The organism is Pukyongiella litopenaei, from assembly GCF_003008555.2.
Classification (GTDB): Bacteria; Pseudomonadota; Alphaproteobacteria; order Rhodobacterales; family Rhodobacteraceae; genus Pukyongiella; species Pukyongiella litopenaei.
In genome coordinates this window covers 1,687,899-1,706,152 of record NZ_CP027665.1, presented here as the reverse complement: position 1 = coordinate 1,706,152, position 18,254 = coordinate 1,687,899, and the positions used below count along the sequence as shown (strand labels likewise).

Genomic DNA, 18,254 nt, shown 5'->3' with positions numbered 1-18,254 from the left:
GAAATTCACCCAAGGGTCAAAAACGGGATGCCGTCATTCGCCCCCTGGAAATGACGGTTTTCAAGGTATCTTAACGAGTTCGGACCGCGTCTGTCGATTCTGAACGCGGGCAAGCCATCCGATGCGGCCCGGCCGCCTTGCGCGACCGGCCCCCGACACCCTAGCCTGACGCCAGGCGCGCCCGCGCAGGTCGAACCGGAGAGGAAGCCAGCCATGCCATTTGCTCTGAAGATCCTTGAAATGCTGGTGCTGTCCTTCGTGACGCTGATCGGGTTCGCCGGGCTGGTGCTCGTGGTGATGTTCATCATCGACCGGACCCAGACCGCCGATGCGATCCGGCGCAACTACCCGGTGATCGGGCGGTTCCGGCGGCGGTTCACCCAGCTGGGCGAATTCTTCCGCCAGTATTTCTTTGCCATGGATCGCGAGGAAATGCCGTTCAACCGGGCGCAGCGGGACTGGATCGACCGCGCCGCCGAAGGCCGGGGCAACACGGTCGCCTTCGGATCGACGCGCAACCTGTCCGTGCCCGGCACCGCGGTGTTCATCAACGCGCCGTTCCCGCCGCTCGACGACCAGTTCGCCAGTGCCGGGCCGCTGGTGATCGGGGCGGGGGCGCGTCATCCCTACGCGGCGCCTTCGTTCTTCAACATCTCGGGCATGAGCTTTGGCGCGATCTCGAAACCCGCCGTGCGGGCGCTGAGCCGGGGCGCGAAACAGGCGGGCATCTGGCTGAACACCGGCGAGGGCGGTCTCAGCGCCCATCACCTCGAAGGCGGCTGCGACATCGTTTTCCAGATCGGCACCGCCAAATACGGGGTGCGCGACGCCGGGGGCGGGCTGGATGATGCCAAGCTGGCCGAGGTGGCCGGCCACCAACAGGTGCGCATGTTCGAGATCAAGCTGGCGCAGGGCGCCAAGCCGGGCAAGGGCGGGATCCTGCCCGGCGCCAAGGTGACCGATGAAATCGCGGCCATTCGCGGCATCCCGGCGGGGCAGGACAGCCTGTCGCCGAACCGGCACCGCGAGGCGCGGGATTTCGACGGGCTGCTGGACCTGATCGCCCATGTGCGCGACATCACCGGCAAACCGACCGGGATCAAGACCGTGGCGGGGGCCGAACCGGCGATGCGCGCCCTGTTCGACGCGATCCGCCGCCGGGGTGAAGCCGCGGCGCCGGATTTCATCACCATCGACGGCGGCGAAGGCGGCACCGGCGCCGCGCCGATGCCGCTGATCGACCTCGTTGGCATGTCGATCCGCGAGGCCCTGCTGATGGTGGTCGACCTGCGCGACGAATACGGGCTGACCGACCGCATCCGGTTGATTGCCAGCGGCAAGCTGGTCAATCCCAGCGACGTGGCCTGGGCGCTGGCGGCGGGGGCGGATTTCGTGACCTCGGCGCGGGGCTTCATGTTCTCGCTGGGCTGCATCCAGGCGCTGAAATGCAACCGCAACACCTGCCCGACCGGGATCACCACGCATGATCCGCGGCTGCAAAAGGGGCTGGTGGTGGCCGACAAGGTCGATCGTGTCGCCCGCTATGCCGCCGGGATCGTGCACGAGGTCGAGGTTATCGCCCATTCGGTCGGGGCGGCGGGGCGCGCGGGCTGGACCGCCACCATGTGCGTATCGTGCAGCCCGCAGGAAACTCGCTGCCGCTGGACGTGATCGCGCCGGGTCGCGGGGCCGTCGCTGAAACGTGACCCGGATTTGTTTGGCCTGCGGGCGAAACACCGGCTACCTCATGGTCGACGGGAACGGAGGGACGCATGGCACATCGCTGGACCAACAACCTGACACGGGCGGATGTCACGCCCTACGGGGCCTATCTGAACCGGCGGGAACTGATGGCCGGACTGGCGGGTCTGGGTTTGGGGCTGGCCGGGATCACCGCGTCCCCCGCGCGGGCAGAGACGCTCGAACCGAACAGCTGGGACGACATCACCAGCTACAACAATTTCTACGAATTCGGCACTCGCAAGGACGACCCCAAGGCCAATGCCGGCGGGATGACCACAACGCCCTGGTCGATCCGGCTGGACGGCATGGTGGATCGCCCCGGCACCTATGACCTGGCCCAAATCCTGCCGCAGATGATGATCGAGGACCGCATCTATCGCCTGCGCTGCGTCGAGGCCTGGTCGATGGTGGTGCCGTGGCAGGGGTTCGAACTGGCCGACCTGCTGGACCTTGCCGGGGTTCAGGACGGCGCGCGCTATGTCGCCTTTGAAACGCTGCTGCGCCGTGACGAGATGCCGGGCACCCGGTATCCGGTTCTCGACTGGCCCTATGTCGAGGGGCTGCGGCTGGACGAGGCCCGCCATCCGCTGACGATCATGGCCACCGGCATCTACGGTAAACCTCTGCCGAACCAGAACGGCGCGCCGCTGCGGCTGGTGGTGCCGTGGAAATACGGGTTCAAGTCGATCAAGTCGGTGGTGCGCATCACCCTGACCGACAGCGAACCGCCGACATCGTGGAACAAGGCGGCCCCGGGCGAATACGGGTTCTACAGCAACGTGAACCCGAACGTCGATCATCCGCGCTGGAGCCAGAAGGCGGAACGGCGCATCGGTGGCGGGCTGTTTGCCAAGAAAGTTCCGACGCTGATGTTCAATGGCTACGAACAGGACGTGGCCGGGCTCTATGACGGCATGGACCTTGCCCGGCATTTCTGAGGCGACGGGCGGGTGCAGGGGGTCCGCCGGTTCGGACCGGGCGGGCCGGCGGCGCTGAGATGTTCGCCGATCGGATCAACCGCGCCCTGAGGCGGCTGCCGGCCTGGCCGGTCTACCTGCTGGCGCTGGCGCATGTGATATGGCTGATCTGGCTGGGCGCGACCGGCGGCCTGGGGATCGAACCGATCGAGGCGCTGGAACATGCGCTGGGGCTGACCGGGCTGAAACTGATGATCGCGGCGCTGGCGGTCACGCCGCTGCGCCGGTTCGCCGGGATCAACCTGCTGAGGTTTCGCCGCGCGCTCGGCCTGACGACGTTCTTCTATGTCACGGTTCATCTGCTGGTGTGGCTGGTTCTCGATATCGGCGATCCGGCGGCGATCTGGGCCGATATCGTCAAGCGCCCATATATCACGGTGGGGATGGCGGGGTTCGTTCTGCTGGTCCCGCTGGCGATCACGTCGAACGACTGGTCGGTGCGCCGGCTCGGGCCGGGCTGGCGCCGGTTGCAACGCCTGTCCTATCCGGCGGCCCTGCTGGGGGCCTCGCACTATGTGATGCTGTCGAAAGGTTTTCAGCTGCAGCCGATGGCCTATCTGGCCGCGGTTCTGGCGCTGTTGGCCCTGCGGCTGCCCTGGAAACGGTGGCGGCGCGAGATTCCCACCGCCTGATCGTGATTCCGCCAGATTCCGCCAGCTCGGGCCAGATCGGGAGATGACGACTCGATTCACCGGTGATTCCGGTGCTGAATCGGACCGATTCAGCACCTAGTTGGGGATAACCCTGTGGAGAACACCACATTTGGTGCCGGGGCCGGAATCGAGTCTCCCGATTCATCGTTGTTGCCAGGTGCATAGACGGGCGCGAAAGCCGGGTGGGCAACTTTTCATACTCACTAACAGATTGATATTGCTGCGTAATAGAAGAAAACGAAAAAAATATGACGTTTCTCGAAAAAAGGGCTTGCGGCCCCCCGGCCCAATCCGTAAATACCCCCTCACCGGCGGCGCTGAGGCGCACAACGGAACGCCAGACGGAACGACGGAGCGACGCTCCAGAGGGAAGCGAGGCAAGAAAAACTGAGGTAACTGAGGCGGGGCGCGCCAAAGAGAATATTGGCGCATCCGGTTGATTTTGTCTCTACGCTCTTTGAAATCGCGAGTATCTGAAGAGATATGTGGGCGGTTTGGTTCATTCGATGGATCAGTCTCGCATATCGCGCTCCTAGGACTTCGGTTCGATAATGGAGTGTCAGCTTCACTGTTTGTATGGACACCGTTCCTTTTGGAACGATGCACGACAAACAGAGACTGTCCCGGTCATGCCGGCCGGGACGATGTGCAGAGGTTCGAACGTCAAGGATAAGCTGGCAACAGCTTTTCAACTTGAGAGTTTGATCCTGGCTCAGAACGAACGCTGGCGGCAGGCCTAACACATGCAAGTCGAGCGCGCCTTCGGGTGAGCGGCGGACGGGTTAGTAACGCGTGGGAACGTGCCTCTCTCTAAGGAATAGTCTCGGGAAACTGAGGGTAATACCTTATACGCCCTTCGGGGGAAAGATTTATCGGAGAGAGATCGGCCCGCGTTAGATTAGGTAGTTGGTGGGGTAACGGCCTACCAAGCCTACGATCTATAGCTGGTTTTAGAGGATGATCAGCAACACTGGGACTGAGACACGGCCCAGACTCCTACGGGAGGCAGCAGTGGGGAATCTTGGACAATGGGCGCAAGCCTGATCCAGCCATGCCGCGTGAGCGATGAAGGCCTTAGGGTTGTAAAGCTCTTTCGCTGGGGAAGATAATGACTGTACCCAGTAAAGAAGTCCCGGCTAACTCCGTGCCAGCAGCCGCGGTAATACGGAGGGGACTAGCGTTGTTCGGAATTACTGGGCGTAAAGCGCGCGTAGGCGGATCAGCAAGTTAGGGGTGAAATCCCGGGGCTCAACCCCGGAACTGCCCTTAAAACTGTTGGTCTAGAGTTCGAGAGAGGTGAGTGGAATTCCGAGTGTAGAGGTGAAATTCGTAGATATTCGGAGGAACACCAGTGGCGAAGGCGGCTCACTGGCTCGATACTGACGCTGAGGTGCGAAAGTGTGGGGAGCAAACAGGATTAGATACCCTGGTAGTCCACACCGTAAACGATGAATGCCAGTCGTCGGCAAGCATGCTTGTCGGTGACACACCTAACGGATTAAGCATTCCGCCTGGGGAGTACGGTCGCAAGATTAAAACTCAAAGGAATTGACGGGGGCCCGCACAAGCGGTGGAGCATGTGGTTTAATTCGAAGCAACGCGCAGAACCTTACCAACCCTTGACATCCTGTGCTACATCCAGAGATGGATGGTTCCCTTCGGGGACGCAGTGACAGGTGCTGCATGGCTGTCGTCAGCTCGTGTCGTGAGATGTTCGGTTAAGTCCGGCAACGAGCGCAACCCACATCTTTAGTTGCCAGCAGTTCGGCTGGGCACTCTAAAGAAACTGCCCGTGATAAGCGGGAGGAAGGTGTGGATGACGTCAAGTCCTCATGGCCCTTACGGGTTGGGCTACACACGTGCTACAATGGCAGTGACAATGGGTTAATCCCAAAAAACTGTCTCAGTTCGGATTGGGGTCTGCAACTCGACCCCATGAAGTCGGAATCGCTAGTAATCGCGTAACAGCATGACGCGGTGAATACGTTCCCGGGCCTTGTACACACCGCCCGTCACACCATGGGAGTTGGGTTCACCCGAAGGCCGTGCGCCAACCTCTTCGGAGGGGGCAGCGGACCACGGTGAGCTCAGCGACTGGGGTGAAGTCGTAACAAGGTAGCCGTAGGGGAACCTGCGGCTGGATCACCTCCTTTCTAAGGATGATCGGGTATCGTTGAGTTCGCTCAACGTCGAAGATCACTTAGCAGAAGTTCTCTACCTTTGGAGAACACATCATACGGACCAGGCCGTCCTCATATCTCTTCAGAACCTGACGAGCTACCGCTCGTTGCTTGGGTCGGTAGCTCAGGTGGTTAGAGCGCACGCCTGATAAGCGTGAGGTCGGAGGTTCAAGTCCTCCTCGACCCACCACCGTCTCTTTTGCCTGCAAGAGATGACGAAATGACAGTGGCATCCGTGCCGGGTGCCATCCATGTCGATCCTGGGGCCTTAGCTCAGCTGGGAGAGCGCCTGATTTGCATTCAGGAGGTCAGGAGTTCGATCCTCCTAGGCTCCACCATCGCCCGATTAGATCGTTAAGAACTGTCCGCAGTTCTTTACCGTCCAATCGGACACCGCTTCTTCGGAAGCTTTGACATCGTAAAGAGAGATACAATATCAACACTGCTTGATCGTGCCGAGTATGGCATGATCTCGGTAGGTGCCCTTCGGGGCAAGCCCGCAGCCGAGGTGCTTCCTCGCCTGGTTGCATGGTATGCCTTCCGAAACGAGCAGCGTTGTCCAAGTCAAGTACACTAACCAAATGTTCTTGCTGACCGACATCAGCAAGAGCGGGATAGTATGCTTTTGGTTCAGAAACAGAAGGCGCCGGTCGAACCAGCCCGGTGCCATGATAGACGCAAGTCTGTCTCTTTCTGGATCAAATCAAGCGCGAGAAGGGCGTTTGGTGAATGCCTTGGCAGCAAGAGGCGATGAAGGACGTGATACTCTGCGATAAGCCATGGGGAGCTGAGAATAAGCTTTGATCCATGGATTTCCGAATGGGGCAACCCACCTGACAGTTCGATATAATTGCCTTCGGGCAGCTTATATCTTGCTGAAACAGGTACTTAAGACCTGAATACATAGGGTTTTAAGAGCAAACCCGGGGAACTGAAACATCTAAGTACCCGGAGGAAAGGACATCAATTGATACTCCCCTAGTAGCGGCGAGCGAACGGGGACCAGCCGAGCCTTGAGAGTGACCAGAACAGTCTGGAAAGACTGGCCATAGCGGGTGACAGCCCCGTATGGGAAGCTCGATAGGACGTATTAAGTAGGGCGGGACACGTGAAATCCTGTCTGAAGATCGGAGGACCACCTTCGAAGGCTAAGTACTCCTTGCTGACCGATAGCGAACCAGTACCGTGAGGGAAAGGTGAAAAGCACCCCGACGAGGGGAGTGAAACAGTACCTGAAACCGAACGCCTACAATCAGTCGGAGCCCCCTTGCGGGGTGACGGCGTACCTTTTGTATAATGGGTCATCGACTTGGTCTCACGTGCAAGCTTAAGCCGATAGGTGTAGGCGCAGCGAAAGCGAGTCTTAATAGGGCGTCGAGTTCGTGGGATCAGACCCGAAACCGAGTGATCTAGGCATGGCCAGGCTGAAGGTAAGGTAACACTTACTGGAGGGCCGAACCCACATCTGTTGAAAAAGATCGGGATGAGCTGTGCCTAGGGGTGAAAGGCCAATCAAACTCGGAGATAGCTGGTTCTCTGCGAAATCTATTTAGGTAGAGCGTCATCCGAATACCCTCGGGGGTAGAGCACTGGATGGGTAATGGGGCCCCACAGGCTTACTGATCCTAACCAAACTCCGAATACCGAGGAGTACTAGATGGCAGACACACTGCGGATGCTAACGTCCGTAGTGGAGAGGGAAACAACCCTGACCTCCAGCTAAGGCCCCCAATTCGTGGCTAAGTGGGAAAGCAGGTGGGATGTCCAAAACAACCAGGAGGTTGGCTTAGAAGCAGCCATCCTTTAAAGATAGCGTAACAGCTCACTGGTCTAATCAAGACGTCCTGCGGCGAAGATGTAACGGGGCTCAAGCCACGAGCCGAAGCTGAGGATGCCGTAAGGCATGGTAGCAGAGCGTAGTGTGACATAACTCCATGTCTCCTTACCGGGACGGTCTTTTCGAAGGCCTGGCCGGATTGGAGACGCGGAGTTTTCTGTGAAGCCGGGGCGTGAGCCATCCGGTGGAGAGATCACTAGCGAGAATGATGACATGAGTAGCGACAAAGAGTGTGAGAGACACTCTCGCCGAAAGTCCAAGGGTTCCTGCTTAAAGCTAATCTGAGCAGGGTAAGCCGGCCCCTAAGCCGAGGCCGAAAGGCGTAGGCGATGGGAACCAGGTTAATATTCCTGGGCCAGGAGGATGTGACGGATCGTGAAGGTTGTTCACCCTTATCGGATTGGGTGGGCCGCTGATCGGTTCCTGGAAATAGCCCTCCACCAGACCGTACCCTAAACCGACACAGGTGGACTGGTAGAGAATACCAAGGCGCTTGAGAGAACGATGTTGAAGGAACTCGGCAAAATACCTCCGTAAGTTCGCGAGAAGGAGGCCCAGTTTCTAGGCAACTAGTGGCTGGGGGCACAAACCAGGGGGTGGCGACTGTTTACTAAAAACACAGGGCTCTGCGAAGTCGCAAGACGACGTATAGGGTCTGACGCCTGCCCGGTGCCTGAAGGTTAAAAGGAGGAGTGAGAGCTCCGAATTGAAGCCCAGGTAAACGGCGGCCGTAACTATAACGGTCCTAAGGTAGCGAAATTCCTTGTCGGGTAAGTTCCGACCTGCACGAATGGCGTAACGACTTCCCCGCTGTCTCCAACATCGACTCAGCGAAATTGAATTGCCTGTCAAGATGCAGGCTTCCCGCGGTTAGACGGAAAGACCCCGTGCACCTTTACTACAGCTTCACATTGGCATTAGGCCGAGCATGTGCAGGATAGGTGGTGGGCTTCGAAGCAGGGACGCCAGTCTCTGTGGAGCCTCCCTTGAGATACCACCCTTGCTCTGCTTGATGTCTAACCGCGGTCCGTTATCCGGATCCGGGACCCTGTGTGGCGGGTAGTTTGACTGGGGCGGTCGCCTCCTAAAGCGTAACGGAGGCGCGCGAAGGTTGGCTCAGAGCGGTCGGAAATCGCTCGTTGAGTGCAATGGCAGAAGCCAGCCTGACTGCGAGACTGACAAGTCGAGCAGAGTCGAAAGACGGCCATAGTGATCCGGTGGTCCCGAGTGGAAGGGCCATCGCTCAACGGATAAAAGGTACGCCGGGGATAACAGGCTGATACTGCCCAAGAGTCCATATCGACGGCAGTGTTTGGCACCTCGATGTCGGCTCATCTCATCCTGGGGCTGGAGCAGGTCCCAAGGGTACGGCTGTTCGCCGTTTAAAGAGGTACGTGAGCTGGGTTTAGAACGTCGTGAGACAGTTCGGTCCCTATCTGCCGTGGGTGTAGGATACTTGAGAGGAGTTGCCCCTAGTACGAGAGGACCGGGGTGAACGATCCACTGGTGGACCTGTTGTCGTGCCAACGGCAGTGCAGGGTAGCTATGATCGGACAGGATAACCGCTGAAGGCATCTAAGCGGGAAGCCCCCCTCAAAACAAGGTATCCCTGAGGGCCGTGGGAGACCACCACGTCGATAGGCCGGAGATGTAAGCGCAGCAATGCGTTCAGTTGACCGGTACTAATTGCCCGATAGGCTTGATTTGATCCAGTAGAAGGCAGACTTCTACGATCACGAGCATACGTCCAGAACGTATTTGACTTGGAGTTCAGAGGTTTTTTTCGGTTTGGTGGTCATAGCGCAAGTGAAACACCCGGTCCCATCCCGAACCCGGCCGTTAAGCACTGTAGCGCCGATGGTACTGCGTCTTAAGACGTGGGAGAGTAGGTCACCGCCAAACCTAAAAAAGCCTCTGAGAACGTATCTCTCTTTCGATGCTCTCCCAACAATGACTGAACTCTTCGCGCCACCGGCGCCCGGCGCGTTCATGCGCGCGGTTCTGTAGATCCGCGGTGATCGCCTGCGGGTTGCCGCATCGCTTGCCCATCGTCCGGCAATGAGAAATAATGCTTGCCTGAGGCTATGTTTTTCCTCGTGCAGAGCGGCTGGGCGACTTTCCGACATATGGCAGACCTTCCCGACATTGCGTCACTCTGGATCGGCGGGCGGTTGTCCTGGCTCGAACAGTTGTGTCTGAAATCATTTGCGGATGCGGGCCATCACATCACGCTCTACAGCTATGAGCCGATCGACAACCTGCCGTTGGGTGTGCATCCGGGCGATGCGGCAGAGATCTTTCCGGCCAAACCTATGCTGCGACATGCGCGCACCGGCAGCCCCGCGATCCATGCGGATATGTGGCGGCTGCACCTGTTGAAGAAGACCGATAAAATCTGGGTCGACGCGGATATGTTCTGCCATCGGCCCTTTGATTTTTCGAACCCTTTCGTCTTCGGGTGGGAAAAGCCCGGTCTGGTCTGCAATGCCGTCCTCGGCCTGCCGAAAACATCGAAAACGCTTTCCTGCCTGATGGAATTCTTCGAGGATGAATATGCCATCGCTCCGTGGCTAAAGCCCTGGCAGGTGGCAGAGCTCGAAGCGGAGCGGGACGCAGGCCGGCCGGTCCATCTGACCGAACAGAACTGGGGGTTTACCGGACCTGCCTCGGTGACATGGTTTCTCACCCAGACCGGCGAGATCCGGCACGCTCTTGGCGAACCGGCATTCTATCCGATTTCCTTCAAGGATCGGAACAAGATGATCCTGTCGCGTTACAACGACTTTGTGGAAGAGCGGATCACGTCCGAAACCTATGGGGTGCACTTCTGGGCGCGTCGGATGAAACCGCGCCTCGAAGAGAAAGAGGGCAACAGCCCCCGCCGGGGCAGCTTCATGGAAAGCCTGATCGACAAACACGGCATCGACATCGCAGCCGCTCCGATCCCGGCCAAGAAAAAACCTGCGGCCAGCCGGTCCGACGACCCCGAATTCAAGGCGATGATCGGGATCGAGGCTCTCAAGGGCGAGGCCAGCATGGACAAGATCTGCCGCGATCACCTGGTCGACAAGCATTTCGTGAAACAATGCCGCGACCGGATTGTCGAAGGCGCGTCGCAGCTTTTCAGGACAGGGTGACGGATGGGTGTTGATCTGACCGGGGAAACCCAATCTTCATCAATCCCCCATATCGCGAAACCGCAGGCAGTTTCGTGAACCGGGCAGATTAGATGGGCAGGACGCGACGCAGGAACCGCATTCACGCATGTCACCTCAGCACGGTCTCCGTGGGCGATGTTGTCATGCTTGACGCCGTGGTGACGGGCGATGGTGACGTGGCGCTCTACTTCACCCACGATACGCTGTTCGATGCGATCAAACCGGGCGAGGGCGTGACAGTCCGGAACGCGGTGTCCGTGGGCAATGCACCGCTGTTTGTCGTGCATGCCGGTGGCGGCGATACGTTGCCGATGGTCTTTGGCGGGGTCGGTGTCGAATTGCACCCGTCAGCCCCCGAACCGGACCTGATGAACGGGCGCAATGTCGGGTTGACCACGCGCAACGGCGAGCCGGCCGAGTCGGTGCTGGACTGGCTGCAATGGCATGCCACGCATCACGGCATGAACGGCGCGGTCATCCTGAACCGGTCGAAACCGGGAACCGATCTGCGCCTTGCCGAGGATCTGTCCGAGGGGATCAGGGCACGGGGGATCGACTGTCATGTGATCCTTGTCGACGTGGATCATCCGCTGGGGCGGCGTGACAGGCCGGCTGAATCGCATCCGTTCTGCGTGCCCGGAGCCCCCGGCAAGGATCGCATGACCGTGCCGCCGCCGGCCCCGTGGGAATCACCCCTTGCCGATGTCCTATACTACCAATGGGCGAGAGCGCGGTTTCTCGGCGCTGCCCGCGCGGTGATGAATGTCGAGATACACGACCTGGTCCTGCCGCATGAGGCAGGGTGCGTGTTCGATCGGGCGGTTGCCAGCGAAACCGGGTATCTGCAGCTGCTGGGGCGGCATTGTTTTCCGTGGCGCGTGCGCAAGGGCGACAAGCCGCATTTTGCCGATCATGGCTGTATCCAGTTCGATGCCAGCGGCGTCACGCGCCGCTGGTGCGTCGTGCCGTCCAGGCTACCGCCGGGATCGATTCTGCGCCCGAATCGGGTCGGGGGTGCGATGCACGCGCCCGACACCCACCATGCCTTTTTCCGGTTCATGGGACTGCGCCACCCGACCGATTCGGTATCGACCATCGTTCCCAAGACATCGCTGATCGAACACCCGCCCCTGCTGCGGCTGATCGAGGGGCATTTTGATCACAAACCCGTCCGCATGCCATCTGAAAATGTGACCAGGGCCAAGAACGGGCGCCGTGCGATCCTCACCACGATGAAGAACGAGGGGCCTTTCATTCTCGAATGGATCGCCTATCACCGCGCCATCGGGTTCGACGATTTCCTGATCTATACCAATGACTGCGACGACGGGACGGTCGAACTGCTCGATCTGTTGCAGGACCGCGGCATCGTGCAGCGCCGCGACAACCCGTTTCAGCAACTCGGGCTGAAGCCGCAACATGCCGCGCTGCAGGACGGGCAGGATCTGCCGGTCATGCGCGACGCCGAATGGTGCATCTGCATGGACGTTGACGAATACGTCAACATCAAATGCGGCGACGGCACGCTGGATGCCCTGTTCGGGGAACTTGGCGACGTGAACATGATTTCCTGCACCTGGCGCCTGTTCGGCAATGCCGATAGGCATGAATTCAAGGATGGATTCGTCGTCGAGCAGTTCTGCCGCAGCGCCCGTGAATTTGCCAACAAGCCGCACCAGGCCTGGGGCTTCAAGACCCTCTACAAGAATGTCGGCCTGTTCAGGAAGATGGGCGTGCACCGCCCCAAGGGGCTGAAATCCCAATTGTGGGAACAGGTCCGCTGGGTCAACGGATCGGGCAAGCCGCTGCCCAAGGCCATGTATCGCAACGCCTGGCGGTCGACATCGTCCACCTATGGCTATGACCTCGTGCAGCTCAATCACTACGCCGTGCGCTCGGCCGAGAGTTTCCTGGTCAAACGCGATCGTGGCCGGGTGAACCATGTCAATCGCGAACAGGGGCTGGCCTACTGGTTCCGGATGAACAACAACGCGGTCGATGAAACCTCGATCCTGAAACGCCTGCCGATGCTCAGGGCCGAATATGACCGGTTGATGAGCGACCCCGAGATCCGCGCCGCGCATGAGCATTGCGTCGCCCGGCATCGCGACAAGATCGACGAATTGAGGGCGACGCCCAAATACGCCCGCTTCTACGAGGACCTGACCGGGCCACGGATGGAAAAGCTGTCAAAGATGCACCGCCATTTCGGCGCCGCGGTGTTCATGCAGGGGCCGGATTCGGTGCCCGACGAGGTGGTCGCCCGCGATCCGGATGCCGAGTTCTTTTTCACCGTGGACGAAAAGAAACACGGCCCCGAAGGTGCTTAGCGGCGCGGAGGTGCCCGCGCCGTTCAGAAATCGAGATTCTCCACGCTCAGGGCGTTCTGCTGGATGAACTCGCGGCGGGGTTCGACCACGTCGCCCATCAGCTTGGTGAACAGATTGTCGGCTTCGACCATGTCATCGACCTTGACCTGCAGCAGCGTGCGCGCGTCCGGGTCCAGCGTGGTTTCCCACAGCTGGTCGGGGTTCATCTCGCCCAGCCCCTTGTAGCGTTGCAGGGTCAGGCCCTTTTCGCCCTCGTCCAGAATCGCGCGCAACAGCCCCAGCGGGCCATGGATCGCCTGTGCCCGGTCGCGCCGGACCAGCGATGCCGTGGTGCCATAGATTTCCTGCAGGCTCTTGGTAAAGCTGCCGGTCTTGCGCGCCTCGCCCGACCGCAGCATCGGCCCGTCCAGCGTGCGCACCTCTTCGACGCCGCGCAGGATACGCGCCAGCCGGATACCGTGATCCTGAGTGATCCGCCCCTGCCAGCCGCGTTCATATTCCAGCGCGATCTGGTCGAGCCGCGCGGCCACCCGGTCGGCGACGCCCTGAAGATCGGCATCGACCGCGCCGGGCACGAACGCCCCGGCAACGGCCGCCTGTTCAAGGATATGATGCGGGTAATGGGTCGGGAAGGCATCGAGAACGCGTTTGAGCTGCCGGGCCTCCTCGACCACGCGGGCCAGATCGGCGCCGGCGATCTCTTCGCCCGATCCCAGCCGCAGCAGCGCGCCCTCGACACCCTGTTCGATCAGGTAGTTGTCCATCTCGGCCTGGTCCTTGAGATAGGTCCCGGACTTGCCGCGGCTGACCTTGTAGAGCGGCGGCTGCGCGATATAGAGATGCCCCATCTCGATCAGTTCGGGCATCTGCCGGTAGAAGAACGTCAGCAGCAGCGTGCGGATATGCGCCCCGTCCACGTCGGCATCCGTCATGATGACGATCTTGTGGTAGCGCAGTTTCGAGATGTCGAATTCATCCCGCCCGATGCCGGTGCCCAGCGCCATCACCAGGTTGCCGATCTCCTGGCTGGACAGCATCCGGTCGAACCGGGCGCGTTCCACGTTCAGGATCTTGCCCTTCAGCGGCAGGATGGCCTGGATGCTGCGGTCGCGCCCGGTCTGGGCCGAGCCGCCGGCGCTGTCGCCTTCGACCAGGAACAACTCGGTCTTGGTGGCGTCCTTCTCGGAACAATCCTTGAGCTTGCCCGCGAGGAAATTCACGTCCATCGCGGTCTTGCGCCGGGTCAGTTCGCGGGCCTTGCGCGCCGCTTCGCGTGCCAGCGCCGCCTCGATGATCTTGCCGACGATGATTTTCGCCTCGTTCGGGTTTTCCTCGAACCATTCGGCCAGTTTTTCGTTCACCAGCCCTTCGACGGCCGGGCGAACCTCGGACGATACCAGCTTGTCCTTGGTCTGCGAACTGAATTTCGGGTCAGGCACCTTGACAGACAGCACGCAGGTCAGGCCCTCGCGGGCGTCGTCGCCGGTAAAGCTGACCTTTTCCTTTTTCGCGATCCCGCTGGACTGCGCATAGTTGTTGATGGTCCGGGTCAGCGCGCCGCGCAGCCCGGCCATATGGGTGCCGCCGTCGCGCTGCGGAATGTTGTTGGTAAAGGGCAGGACGGTTTCGTGGAAACTGTCGTTCCACCACATCGCCACCTCGATCCCGATATCGTCGCGCTCGCCGGTGATGAAGATCGGGTCCTGCATCACCGAATGCTTGTTGCGGTCCAGGTATCGGACGAATTCGCGCACGCCGCCTTCGTAGAACAGTTCGGTGCGCAGTGGCTCGGCGGGGCGTTCGTCGATCAGGATGATGCGCACGCCGGAATTCAGAAACGCCAGTTCGCGCAACCGGCGCTCCAGCACCTCGAAGGAATAGTCCAGGTTGGAGAATGTCTCGGTCGAGGCGAGGAACCGCACCTCGGTCCCGGTGCGGTCGCCCGCTTCGCCCACCACGCGCAGGTGTTCGGCGGTCTCGCCGTTTTCGAACCGCGCGTAATGTTCCTTGCCGTCGCGCCAGATCCGCAGTTCCAGCCAGACCGACAGCGCGTTCACCACCGAGACCCCGACCCCGTGCAGCCCGCCCGACACCTTGTAGGAGTTGCTGTCGAACTTGCCGCCCGCATGCAGCTGGGTCATGATCACTTCGGCTGCCGAAACGCCTTCCTCGGCATGGATGTCCACGGGGATGCCGCGGCCGTTATCGGCCACCGATACGCTGCTGTCGGGGTGGATTTTCACCGTCACAGCGTCGGCGTGACCGGCCAGTGCCTCGTCGATGCCGTTGTCGACGACCTCATACACCATATGGTGCAGGCCCGACCCGTCATCCGTGTCCCCGATATACATGCCGGGGCGCTTGCGGACAGCTTCCAACCCCTTGAGAACCTTGATCGAATCCGCGCCATAATCGTCGCGCGCGGCAGTCTCGTCCGACATCCGGAAAATCCTTGTTGTTCGGATCATGTTATAGGAATTCCTGGGGGGATTGTCACGCCGAACCCCAAGATTTTGTGTCAGGTGAAGGGGATCACCAGCCCCACCGCCACCAGCAGCCAGCCGGACACGAGATTGACCCGCCGCAGCGTGCCGGGGCGGGTCACCAGCTGCCTGGCCTTGCCCACGAAGGCGGCCAGGGCAAGGTTGCCGGCCAGCGGCACGGCCAGCGACAGCAGGGTGATCGCGGCGATATCCGGGACGGACACGGCGGTCAGGTCGAAGAACCCCGGCAGCACGCCCATGTAGAACAGGATCGCCTTGGGATTGCCCAGGATCGCGGCGATGCCGGCGGCAAACCCGGCGCCGATGCCGGGGCGGGTCAGGCTGCGGTTCTCGTCGATCGGTGCGCCGGCACGGCGGATCACCTGCCAGCCGATCAGCAGGAACACCGCGCAGGCGCCATAGCGCAGCAGCGTCATGAACCCGTCGACTTCGGCCACCAGCCAGGCGAGCCCGAGCACGGCGAGCAAGGGCCAAACCATGTCGCCCACCGCAACCCCCAGCGCCAGCGGCCAGGCGGCGGCGAACCCGCCCGACAGCGTGCGTGCGATCAGCGCCAGCCAGACCGGGCCGGGCGTCAGGAACAGGATCAGCAACGCACCCGCATAGAGCACCAGGTCGACCGCCGCGATGGTCATTGCGGTCTCGCCCCGGAAACGCCCGCCGTTTCCGTCACTTCGAAGACCTGCGCGCGTGCGCCGAGTTCGCCGAACAGTTCGGCCCCGGTGCCGGTCATCCAGGCCTGCGTGCCCAGCGCGCAGATTTCGTCGAACAGCGCCGCGCGGCGGTTCGCGTCCAGATGGGCGGCGACCTCGTCCAGCAGAAGCAGCGGCGGCAGCCCGGTCCGCGCCGCCAGCGCGCGGGCATTGGCCAGCACCAGCGAGACCAGCAGCGCCTTCTGTTCGCCGGTGGAGCAGTCCCGCGCCGCCATCTCCTTGGCCGCATAGCTTGCCTGCAGATCGGCGCGGTGCGGTCCGATCAGCGTGCGCCCGGCCGCGATGTCGCGCGGGCGATTTTCGGCCAGCGCCCCGGCCAGCGCCCCGGCATCGCCGGGCAGCGGGCCGTCGGCATGGACCAGCACCAGGTCGGCGGCGGGGAAGGCGGTTTCGGCCCCGTCCTGCGCCCCGTGCAACTCGGCGATCGCGGCGCGGCGGGCGGTGTCGATGGCGCTGCCCGCCTGCGCCATCTGCGCCTCGAGCGCCCCGTACCAGGCCGGATCGCCGATCTGGTCGCGCAACAGCCGGTTGCGTTCGCGCATCGCCTTTTCATAGGTCAGCGTCCGGTCGGCATGGTCGGGATCGAAACTCAGCGTTACACGGTCCAGAAACCGCCGCCGCCCTTCGGCGCCTTCGGTCCACAGCCGGTCCATTGCCGGCACCAGCCACAACACGCGCAACAGCCGCCCCAATGCCAGCTGCGACGCGGATTTGCCGTCGATGCGGACCTGCCGCGCCGCGCCGTTTTCAGACCAGGTGTCGATTTCATGCGCCTGGCCGGGCGTTGCCAGCAGCGCCGAGACCTTCCAGCCCGGCGCATCCGGCCGGCGCATCATCTCGGCGGCGGCGACCCGGCGCAATCCGCGCCCGGGCGACAGCATCGATACCGCTTCGAGGATGTTGGTCTTGCCCGCGCCGTTTGCCCCGTGCAACACAACGGGCCGTCCGTCGAGATCGAGCCGCGTGCGCGGGTGGGACCGGAAATGCGACAGGCCGAGCCGTTCGAGAAAGAGGGCCGTCACACCCGCATCGGCATCACGACATAGACCGCGCTGGGGTCGTTGCCTTCGCGCATCAATGTCGGGTCGCCGGCCGAGTTGAACAGAAACACCGCGTTCTCGCGATCCACCTGGCTGGCGATTTCATGCAGATACTTGGCGTTGAACCCGATCTCCAGCCGTTCGTCGCCATAGGCCACCGGCAGTTCCTCTTCGGCGGCGCCGCTGTCGGGGGCGTTCACCGACAGCACCAGCCGGTCATCCTCCATCAGCAGCTTGACCGCGCGCGACCGTTCCGACGACACCGTGGCGACCCGGTCCACCGCCTGGGCAAAGGCGCTGGCGTCGACTTCCATCCGGCGCGGGTTGGCCTGCGGGATCACCCGCATGTAGTCGGGAAAGGTGCCGTCGATGACCTTGGAGGTCAGCAGGACGCCGGGGGCCTCGAACCGGATCTTGGTTTCGCTGACCGCGACCCTGATGCTGCCCTCGTCGTCATCCAGCAGCTTGCGCAGTTCGTTCACGGTCTTGCGCGGCACGATCACGCCGGGCATGTCCGCCGCGCCCGCGGGCAGGTCCGCGTCGATCCGCGCCAGCCGGTGGCCGTCGGTCGCCACGCAGCGCAGCACCTTTTCGCCGTCGGCCTCGGCCGCATGCATGTAGACGCCATTCAGATAATAGCGGGTTTCCTCGGTCGAGATGGCGAATTTCGACTTGTCGAACAGACGCCGCAGCACCGGCACCGTGGCGGTGAAACTGGTCTGGTAATCGGTCGAGGCCATCTGCGGGAAATCTTCCTTGGGCAGCGTGGCCAGCGAAAAATTGGATCGCCCCGCATCGACCGTCAGCCGGCCGGCGGCGGAATCGGCGGTCAGCGTCACCAGCGCCCCGTCTGGCAGCTTGCGCACGATTTCATGCAGGGTGGTCGCGGCAACGGTGGTCGCGCCCGCGCGTTCGACCTGGGCGACAGCATCGTCGACGATCTCGATATCCAGGTCGGTGGCGCGGAACCGCACCATGTCGCCCTCGGCCTCGATCAGGACGTTGGCCAGAATCGGAATGGTGTTGCGCCGTTCCACGACCGATTGCGCCTGGGCCACGGCCTTGAGCAGCGCGCCGCGTTCGATGCTGATTTTCATCTGTCTCCGTCCTCCCCATTGG

8 protein-coding genes, 2 tRNA genes, 3 rRNA genes and 1 pseudogene are annotated in these 18,254 nt (G+C 61.6%); 10 read left to right on the top strand and 4 right to left on the bottom strand.

Annotated elements, in window-relative coordinates; all coding sequences use genetic code 11:
* Window positions 1–213 precede the first annotated feature (213 nt).
* The 10 genes and pseudogenes from C6Y53_RS08545 to C6Y53_RS08500 all read left to right on the top strand — a co-directional run bounded on the left by C6Y53_RS08545 (window position 214) and on the right by C6Y53_RS08500 (window position 12,878).
* Window positions 214–1,706, top strand: a pseudogene (locus tag C6Y53_RS08545) (FMN-binding glutamate synthase family protein).
* Window positions 1,707–1,772: 66 nt separating this feature from the next.
* A complete protein-coding gene (msrP, locus tag C6Y53_RS08540) occupies window positions 1,773–2,681 on the top strand; it encodes a protein-methionine-sulfoxide reductase catalytic subunit MsrP (RefSeq protein WP_106472050.1) in 909 nt (302 codons plus the stop codon).
* 59 nt (window positions 2,682–2,740) lie between these two features.
* Window positions 2,741–3,352 (top strand): protein-methionine-sulfoxide reductase heme-binding subunit MsrQ, encoded by a 612-nt coding sequence (msrQ, locus tag C6Y53_RS08535; protein WP_106472049.1) that lies wholly within the window; start codon window positions 2,741–2,743, stop codon window positions 3,350–3,352.
* 710 nt (window positions 3,353–4,062) lie between these two features.
* A 16S ribosomal RNA gene (locus C6Y53_RS08530) occupies window positions 4,063–5,526 on the top strand.
* A 140-nt stretch (window positions 5,527–5,666) separates the two neighbouring features.
* Window positions 5,667–5,743 (top strand) — tRNA-Ile (locus tag C6Y53_RS08525).
* Window positions 5,744–5,815: 72 nt separating this feature from the next.
* Window positions 5,816–5,891, top strand: a tRNA-Ala gene (locus C6Y53_RS08520).
* Window positions 5,892–6,254: 363 nt separating this feature from the next.
* Window positions 6,255–9,097: ribosomal RNA gene (locus C6Y53_RS08515) — 23S ribosomal RNA — on the top strand.
* Window positions 9,098–9,177: 80 nt separating this feature from the next.
* Window positions 9,178–9,292, top strand: a 5S ribosomal RNA gene (gene rrf / locus C6Y53_RS08510).
* The 16S, 23S and 5S rRNA genes sit together here with 2 tRNA genes alongside, the layout of an rRNA operon.
* A 224-nt stretch (window positions 9,293–9,516) precedes the next feature.
* On the top strand, window positions 9,517–10,527 hold the full coding sequence (locus C6Y53_RS08505) for a glycosyltransferase family 32 protein (protein WP_106472047.1): 1,011 nt from the start codon (window positions 9,517–9,519) through the stop codon (window positions 10,525–10,527).
* Between the two features lie 164 nt (window positions 10,528–10,691).
* Window positions 10,692–12,878 carry a glycosyltransferase family 2 protein gene (locus tag C6Y53_RS08500; RefSeq protein WP_106474017.1) on the top strand — a complete coding sequence of 729 codons (2,187 nt, stop codon included), beginning with the start codon at window positions 10,692–10,694 and terminating at the stop codon, window positions 12,876–12,878.
* A 23-nt stretch (window positions 12,879–12,901) separates the two neighbouring features.
* Here C6Y53_RS08500 and gyrB read toward each other — a convergent pair whose 3' ends face one another.
* From gyrB to dnaN, 4 genes are all read right to left on the bottom strand, one after another.
* Window positions 12,902–15,319, bottom strand: coding sequence for a DNA topoisomerase (ATP-hydrolyzing) subunit B (gene gyrB / locus C6Y53_RS08495; protein ID WP_106472046.1), 2,418 nt, complete (start codon window positions 15,317–15,319; stop codon window positions 12,902–12,904).
* A gap of 77 nt (window positions 15,320–15,396) precedes the next feature.
* Window positions 15,397–16,017, bottom strand: coding sequence for a LysE family translocator (locus C6Y53_RS08490; protein WP_106472045.1), 621 nt, complete (start codon window positions 16,015–16,017; stop codon window positions 15,397–15,399).
* Window positions 16,014–17,117 (bottom strand): DNA replication/repair protein RecF, encoded by a 1,104-nt coding sequence (gene recF / locus C6Y53_RS08485; protein ID WP_106472044.1) that lies wholly within the window; start codon window positions 17,115–17,117, stop codon window positions 16,014–16,016. Before recF ends, C6Y53_RS08490 begins: the two co-directional genes overlap by 4 nt.
* Complete coding sequence (dnaN, locus tag C6Y53_RS08480) at window positions 17,114–18,232, bottom strand: DNA polymerase III subunit beta (RefSeq protein ID WP_106472043.1); 1,119 nt, start codon at window positions 18,230–18,232, stop codon at window positions 17,114–17,116. The genes recF and dnaN overlap by 4 nt, the downstream gene beginning before the upstream one ends.
* Between the last annotated feature and the right edge of the window lie 22 nt (window positions 18,233–18,254).